Source organism: Candidatus Frankia alpina (assembly GCF_902806485.1).
Taxonomy (GTDB): Bacteria; Actinomycetota; Actinomycetes; order Frankiales; family Frankiaceae; genus Frankia; species Frankia alpina.
In genome coordinates, this window is sequence record NZ_CADCWT010000217.1 from 1 (window position 1) to 7924 (window position 7924).

General features: G+C 69.0%; 5 protein-coding genes. 1 reads left to right on the forward strand and 4 read right to left on the reverse strand.

Annotation, left to right across the window (positions count from 1 at the left end):
* The coding region (locus tag G6R25_RS18875) for a serine/threonine-protein kinase (RefSeq protein WP_163554035.1) at window positions 1–1812 on the reverse strand (1812 nt) is incomplete at its 3' end.
* Window positions 1813–2086: 274 nt separating this feature from the next.
* Here G6R25_RS18875 and G6R25_RS18880 point away from each other — a divergent pair.
* Window positions 2087–3103 carry a CobW family GTP-binding protein gene (locus tag G6R25_RS18880; protein ID WP_163554036.1) on the forward strand — a complete coding sequence of 339 codons (1017 nt, stop codon included), beginning with the start codon at window positions 2087–2089 and terminating at the stop codon, window positions 3101–3103.
* A gap of 7 nt (window positions 3104–3110) precedes the next feature.
* Here the strand turns inward: G6R25_RS18880 and G6R25_RS18885 are convergent, their stop codons facing one another.
* The 3 genes from G6R25_RS18885 to G6R25_RS18895 form a co-directional block, all read right to left on the reverse strand.
* Window positions 3111–3407, reverse strand: a complete 297-nt coding sequence (locus G6R25_RS18885; protein ID WP_163554037.1) for a hypothetical protein — start codon at window positions 3405–3407, stop codon at window positions 3111–3113.
* A 900-nt stretch (window positions 3408–4307) separates the two neighbouring features.
* On the reverse strand, window positions 4308–5969 hold the full coding sequence (locus G6R25_RS18890) for a serine/threonine-protein kinase (protein WP_163554038.1): 1662 nt from the start codon (window positions 5967–5969) through the stop codon (window positions 4308–4310).
* A gap of 497 nt (window positions 5970–6466) precedes the next feature.
* Window positions 6467–7606 (reverse strand): RCC1 domain-containing protein, encoded by a 1140-nt coding sequence (locus tag G6R25_RS18895; protein WP_235949047.1) that lies wholly within the window; start codon window positions 7604–7606, stop codon window positions 6467–6469.
* Window positions 7607–7924: the final 318 nt, after the last annotated feature.

Genomic DNA, 7924 nt, shown 5'->3' on the forward strand with positions numbered 1-7924 from the left:
CCAGCGCTGGTAGTCGCCGTTGTTGCAACCCTGGGTGTAGACGCGTCCATCGGCGTTGCTGTCCAGGCATTCGCCGGTGGCGGCGTTTCGGAAGGTCATTCCGAAACTGTCGCTGGACGTGGTCCAGAGCTGCGCGGCCCCGCCGTCGCAGCCGGTGGCGTACACCGTGCCCTGGTACCTGCTTCCGTCCGGCGCGGGATTCGCCCTGCTGCCCACGCAGTTGTTGGTCTGGGCGTTCCTGAGCCGCACCCCGCCGTTTCCGGCCGTGTATACCCAATGCTGGTAGTTGCCCTGGTTGCAACCCAGCGTGTAGACCTGCCCCTGGGCGTTGCTGTCGAGGCAGCTATGGGTCGCGATGTCGGCGAATGTCCTGCCGAGACCACCCTGCGCGGCCGCGGCGGTGGGCGGCGCAGCGGGGACGGGACCGGCCGGGCGTGGCGGGGGCAGGACCGTCGGATTCGCCACGCGCACGGCGGTCACGCTGGCCGGTGCCAGTACGGATGTCGGTGCGGATGTCGGTGTCGGTGTCGGTGGCCCGGCGCCGTCGACGCGAGCGGAAGCACCGGGACTCGGGCTGGCCGTGGGGGCGGGGTGCCCCGCCATCGCCTGCTGATCCTTGGTCCGTGCCTGGATCAGGAGCCGCTTCGATGGGTCGGACAGCGAGCCGGTGGTCGACACGACGGCCGCAACCGTGGCCCCGATCACGACGACGATGCCGAGAGCAACGACGAGGAGGCGACGTCGGCGCCGCACTCCCGGCTCGGCGGAGGAATCCCCAGGTCGGACGGGGTCGGAGCCGATTGCATCGGCGCCGCCCGGCGGGGTCGATCCGGATGCCGACGGCGACGCTGGCGCCCGCTCGGCGGGCACGCCGTTGCCGATCGTCCCGGCGGTCGCCGGCGGCGGGGTGCCCGGCGGCAGCGTGGCCGGCAGCGGAGTGGCCAGCGTCGGGGTGCCCGGCAGCGGAGTGGCCGGCGGCGGGGCGGCCAGCGGTGGGCTCGCGGGCAACCCGTGCAGGTCCGGCAGGAGAGCCCGTAACTGATCGGCCCCGGCCCGCGCGGCCGGGTCCTTGGCGAGCATAGCGGCAAGGACGGACCACAGCTCGTCGGTGAGGTCCGGCGGGCGGGCGGGCAGGAGATCGACGTGCGCCCGCATGATCGCCAGCGGCGCACGCCCGGTGAACGGCGTGACCCCGCACAGCAGCTCGTACAGCACGATCCCCGCGGCATAGACGTCCGCGGGCGGGCCGGCGACGCCCTCCTCGATCATCTCGGGCGCCATGTAGAGCGGAGTACCGAGAATGCCCTGCCGCGTGGTCAGCCGCGTCGAGGCGCCCATCAGCCCGGCGATCCCGAAGTCGGAGATCTTCGGCTGATACCCGCCGTCGTGCCGGTCGAGCAGCACGTTCTCGGGTTTGAGGTCGTGATGGATGATGCCGAGCTCATGCGCGGCGCCGAGCCCGGTGAGGATGTCGACGGTTGTCGCCACCGCTTCCGCCGGTGGGAACGTCCGGCGCCGTCTCAGCTCGCGCCGCAGGTCAGAACCCTCGACGAAATCCATGACGATAGCCAGGTGCCCGCGCTCGGCGACGAGATCGCGGACCCGCACGACAAAGGGTGAGTCGACCCGGATGAGGACCGAGCGTTCCCGCATGAACCGCGCGACGATTTCCTGATCCGACATGAGTTCCGACAACAGAAGCTTGAAGGCGAGCGGCGCGCCGTCCTCATCATGACCGCACCACACCTCACCCATCGCACCTCGGTCGATCATGGCCTCCAGGGTGTAGGAACTTCCCAGTTTCCTTGCCAACGCCCGTCACCCTCTCGGTGTCCAGAATCCCCGCGGGGGTGATTCTTTCAGGCATATCGGGCCACGACGCAGCCTGGTCGACTCCATCCAGGCAAGCGCGCGGCCTGCGTGAATACGGGCGTCGCGATCTCCCTCCAAAGAAGGACCGAACCCGTGTACCAGGTCGACCGGCAGCTCGGGTGGATAGTCTTCGTAACCCGAGTCCGGGATCGGCACATCAGGCGATACAGATCTGCCCACCGGCTGACCGCGGCATGAGAGGAGGCAGGTGGGGATGGGCATGCGGGTGCCTGTGATCGCGCTCACCGGGTACCTGGGCGCGGGTAAGACGACAGTGCTCAACCACCTGCTCCAGGCGCCCGGGGCGCGCCTCGGGGTGGTGGTCAACGACTTCGGAACGATCAACGTCGACGCCACGCTGGTCACCGGTCAGGTGGACCAGCCGGCCTCGATCGCGGGCGGCTGCCTGTGCTGCCTGCCGGACACCGACGGCCTGGACCAGGCGCTGGAGAAGCTGAGCCAGCCGCGGTTGCGGCTGGACGCGGTGATCGTGGAGGCCAGTGGCGTGGCTGACCCGCCGCATCTGGCCAGGCTCATCCGGTTCAGCGGCGTGGACCGCGTGCGCCCCGGCGGTCTCGTCGACGTGATCGACGCCGCCGCCTACTTCGACACCGTCGACACGGGCGGGCTGCCGCCGGCCCGTGTCACGTCGGCCTCACTCGTCCTGATCAACAAGACCGACCGGATTCCGCCGGCGCACCGGGCCGAGACGGTGGCGCGGATCACCGGCCGGGTACGTGAGAGCAATCCCCATGCACACATCGTCGACACCACCCATGGCCGCATCGACCCGGCACTCGTCTTCGACGCCGCGAGCCCGCACGACCCGGTCGACGAACTCCCGCTCGCAGCCCTGGCCAGGCACGACCACGAGGACGAGCCGCACCCGCACGCCGACGCGGTAACCGTTCCCGCCACCGGCCCGGTCGATCCCGGCCGGCTGGCCGACCTGCTTGAGGACCTACCCGCGGACGTCTACCGGCTCAAGGGCACCCTGACCGTGGACACCGGGCGGAGCATGCGCGGCCACGTGGTCAATGTCGTCGGACGGCAGATCCACGTCGCGGTCAGGCCCGTGACGGAAGGTCCCAGCGGACTCGTCGCGATCGGCATGCATCTCGACCAGTCCACCGTCCGCACCCGGCTCGAAGCGGCCCTCCAGCCCTGCGTCGCCCGCCCCGCCGCGGACGGGGCGGGCCGCCTCGCCCGGTACCGGCGCCTGAGCGCCTGATTCCCGCCTACCGCTCCGTTTCGGAGGGGACCTGCACCGCGTAGACCTGCTCGTGGTCCGCGGGTGTCCACATCCAGCCGGCGCCCATCCGCGAACCCAGCATCTCGGTCGCGTTCACCGGGTATGGCTCGTCGGTGTTCGTCATCCCCCACCGTTGCGCGATCGTGTGGGCAGCACCACGGGCGGTGGCAACGGCCTGCTGCTCGTCGGAATACACCCCGATGATCCTCATCGCCGGATCTTCAATCATTCCACATTCGATGCAACCGACCTTACAGACGAGCCAGTTGACCTTGCCGCTCACAGGGCTTCCCTTCCGCAGTGTCAGCAGGCGCCGGTCACGACTGCCCCGCCAGAACAGCACGTCGCTCTGAAGACTTCATGGTTGCCGAGGCCGGAAAATCTCCTTCGGCTATCACCTAAGTGGTCCGGGTGAAAGCTCGGCACATTCCGGCACCGTCACCCGTGGGTCAATTCTAGCAAGAGAGCCGGGAATCACCTACGCGCTGGCGATGCACCTACCCTCCAGTGGCAGCACCCCACGGCCCCCGCGCGCGGTCTATCTCACAGGCGCTGCCAGCCCGACGCCGCTCGCGCAGGCCAGCCTTCGTCGCTGCGACCCCTGCGACCCCTGCGAAGAAGGCCCCGGCCCCGGACGGCACCGGAACAGCTCAGAGCAATCTGCACGTCAAGGGGATCGTCCCCTGTGACGGAACCTCCGAGTACGCCGCCGCCAACGGTTATCGGCCGGGGTTGTCGATACCGATACGACGCAGACGCGAGCCATCGGCGCCACGGGTGATTCGTCGGGCGGCCTCGATACGGCAGCTACCCCAGCGACCGAATCGCATCCGGGGGGACTCCGGTCCTGCTGGTTGGTGATCGTCGTGTTGCGGTGCAGGAAGGCGAGACCGAGCCGCTGGTGGTCGCTGAGCGCCGCGGTGTCGATGATGGACAGCCAGGCCACGGCCCCGTCGTCCAGCATGGTGTTCCCTAAGAACCGTCCCACCCGCCCCGCGAGGCCAGGCAGGGATGACTTCAAGCTCACTCGCTTCGGGCTCATACGGTTCGATCCGAATGCGAATGGACGGTTGCAGGGAGCAGAAACAGCCGACACCAGAGAGCGGCGGACGGTCGGCCGAACTGGCCCTCTGGTCAGCGTCCGTTCCGCGCGAACAACGTTTCGCGATCGTACCGCTCAAGTTCATACCGCTCGAGTTCGTACTGATCCCGCTTGTATCGGGAGTACCGGTTGTAACGATTTTCCCGGCTGGCCGTATTTTCGTCGCGGCCGGGCCGCGAAAACTTCCGGGGTCGGTCGGCGTCCGCCGGCGCAGAACCTGCGGCCGCGGGACCCGGTGTGATCGGGGTGATCCTCGGCGGGGTTCCCGGTGGCTGCGGGACAAGTTCCCGACGTCGACGAAGCGGTGGCTCGCGACGCGGGAAGCGATGCGGTGGCTCGCGGACGGGACGCCGGCGTCGCCGCCGGGGGCGGGAATGTCCGCCCCGCGGGCTCGGCAGCGATCGCTGCCGTCCCGTCCGGCGCACCGTCATCCGGCGTGGCAGGAACCTCCCGGGCGGTCTCGGGGCTCACGTCGATCGCCGGTGTGGTGCCGCCCCCGCCCGGTTGGTTCGGCGGTGGTGACGCAACGGCGGGCAGCCAGCCGGCTGCCGCGCCGATGGACGTCGAGGGGAACCTCTGCTCCCGCTCGGCACCCATGGCGATCGGGACCGCCGTGGCGATCAGGGCCAGCAGGGCGGCGGCGGTCGCCAGCACCGCCGCCCGCCGGCGGCGACCACCGTGCCGGTCGGCCGCTGGCCCGGGTCGGAGAGCCGCCCGGCGCGTCGGCAGCTGGGCCGTAGGCATCGGCGAGGCAGTGACGGCGGTCGAGTCGTGGAGCACGGGAGCCCCCTCGACCTCGCCGCCGATCGGCAGCACGGTCGGAGAGCGCCAGCCGTCGAGGGCTCGGGCGACGGCCGGCGCCGAGTCGTCCTGCGCCTCCGTGCTGCCGAGCAGGCCAAACAGCACCTCACCCGCGGTCGGCCGGGCGTCCGGGTCCTTCTGGAACGCGCGTCGGACCATATCGATCATCCCGGCCGGCAGGCCGGACAGGTCGGGTTCCTCGTGCAGCGTCCGGTGCAGCAACACGTCGGGCGCGCCGTCCCCGAAGGGGGGCCGGCCGGTCGCGGCGAAGGCCATCACCCCCGCCCAGGCGAACACGTCCGCCGCCGCGCCGATCTGATCACTGTGGGCCTGCTCCGGCGCCATGTACCCGGGCGTGCCGATCCACGCGGCGTCGTCGTCGACCGACGCGATCGTCCCGAGGGCGTTCGCGATGCCGAAATCGATCACCCGCGGCCCCGCGGGATGCAGCAGAACATTCGACGGGGTGAGGTCATGGTGTGCGATGCCGGCCGCGTGGATCGCGGTCAACGCCGACGCCACCCCGATACCGAGGCGTTCCAGATCGGCGGGCGACAACGGGCCGCCGGCCGCCACCGCCTTGCTGAGGGTCGGTCCGGGGACGAACTCGGTGACCAGATACGGGAACTCGGCGTCCGGAGACGCGTCCAACACCTCGGCGGTGCAGAATCCGGCGACCTGCCGGGCATGGGTCGTCTCCCGCCGAAAACGTTCGCGGAACTCCGTCTCGGTGGAATATTCCGGACGAATCACCTTTATCGCGACAAGTCGGCCCGTCGACGACTCGCCAAGGTAGACCGTCCCCATGCCGCCCTCGCCGAGCAGGCGCAGGACCCGGAAATCACCGATCGTCGCCGGGTCCGCCGCACGCAGCGGCGAGCCGGGCTGGTCGACCGCGGCAATCTCCGTCGCGACGCCGGCGTCCGCGATGCTGCAGGTCATCGGTTCCACCTCATCGGGCCCGAGCATGGGTGCGGATGTCACATCCTCCGAGCTCGTCCGATTCTCCCTGTGCCGGCGTCGCGGAATCCGGAGGCGTCGGGCGGGAGGGCAGCAACTCCCCGCCGCCGCGCAACGGCCGACAAAATCCTCGCCTGGCCTCCGGCAAAGCCCGGACGCGGACAGAGACGACCCATCAGGGCATTCCATCCCCACCTGACAATGCCCAGCCGCCACCCGGCGAACAGGACGGCCACAGAAACACAACCAGATGACTTCCCGTGCTCTCGAGATTACCGCCGACGACGGGCCGCGTCGGACAATGTTTGTCCAGCCCTCCGAGACGGAGTGGGTCCGGTGGCCGAGGTCACCGCCCACGATCGGCTGGATAGGGACGGCAGGCATTCGTACCGTGACGGGTGCCCACCGAGAGGCGTTCCAGGCCCGCGTCCTGCCCCGGGACGATCAACCAGCGGAGCTGGCGCCTCGGCGGCTGCAGATCAACCTGCGCCGACGAGCGCGTATCTCGTGTAGTCGCCACCGGCGACTACGGTGATGTCGCGCAGGCCCGGCACTTGCTTTGGCACCGCTGTGGCGCCGAGAACTCCGAGCGCCGTGATTTCTGGGCCCCAGGCCCAGACCGTCCCGTCCCGACCCAGTGCGGTAGGACCGTCGGAGATCCGGGAAATCCGACCGAGGCTGTTTACCCGCATCGGCACCAGACTTCTGTCGGTACCTGCCGTACCGTTCCCGAGCTGACCATAGAAATTTCCTCCCCAGGCCCAGACGGTGCCGTCCCGACTCGACGCGGCAGGCGTGTGGCCCGTGATCGAGGTGACTCCGGTCAGGCCGATCACCTTGACCGGAACCAGGCTGTTGCTGGTGCCGTCGCCCGGCGCCTCCGAACCCCAGCCCCAGACAGTGCCATTCTGCCGCAACGCAAATGCCCCGAGGTAGCCACCGGCGACTGCGATGACTCTCGTCAAACCCGTGACCCGCACCGGCAGCAAGCTATTCGTGGTCGAGCCGTTGCCCAGTTGGCCCTGGTCATTGTGGCCCCAGGTCCACACGGTGCCGTCCCGGCGCAAGGCATACCCGACCTGGTAACCGCTGCTGATTGCGGTGATCCCGATCAGTGCCTTCACCCGCACCGGGATCAGGCTGGCGGTGGTAGTGCCGTTCCCGAGCTGGCCGTAGCTGTTGTCTCCCCAGGCCCAGGCGGTGCCGTCCCGACGCAGGGCGTATCCGTTGAACCCTCTGCCGGTGATCTCGGTGATGTCGGTCAGGCCTTTCACCTGGACCGGCACCGAACTGTCGGTCGTGGTGCCGTTCCCCAACTGGCCGGCGTTGTTCACTCCCCAGGCCCATGCGGTGCCGTTCCGACGCACCGCGTACCCACCGCCCCCGCCGGCCCCGATCACGATGACGTCGGACAGACCTTTTACCTGCACGGGCCCGGAAAGCGCGGTCGTGGTGCCGTTCCCCAACTGGCCGGCGTTGTTGAGTCCCCAGGCCCATACGGTGCCAGCCGGAGGCCGGGAGGGTGATGTCCTGGCCACGTTCGGTACCGACACGATCGGAGCCACGGCCGCCCTCGCCGGCAGAACGATCATCCAAAGTGACGCGATCGTCAAACCCACCGCAGTCCACACTCGCCGAGCGGCCATCGTTACTCCTTGAGCCGGTGAGCACCACGACTCACAGCTGCCGTACAAACAGTCATGGACAGTAACAGCGGCTTGAGGCTTTCCCTGGCAGCAACATTCGATGGAGGCTCACCTCCCGAGCCCCAGACTCGGGTTCGGGACAGCCGCCATCTCACGATTGGTGGTATCTGGTTACCAATCGTGAGATGGAGTGGTAAGCCCAGATCGCGAAATCACCACCACGTCAAACTCCACGGCACAGGATCGGATCGGTACAACGGATGACACGATCAGGAATGAGCCATTCCCGGC

Bases quoted from the DNA above. Each gene is read 5' to 3' on its own strand.
- G6R25_RS18880 (WP_163554036.1), top strand. From the start codon at position 2,087: ATGGGCATGCGGGTGCCTGTGATCGCGCTCACCGGGTACCTGGGCGCG.
- G6R25_RS18890 (WP_163554038.1), bottom strand. From the start codon at position 5,969: ATGACCTGCAGCATCGCGGACGCCGGCGTCGCGACGGAGATTGCCGCG.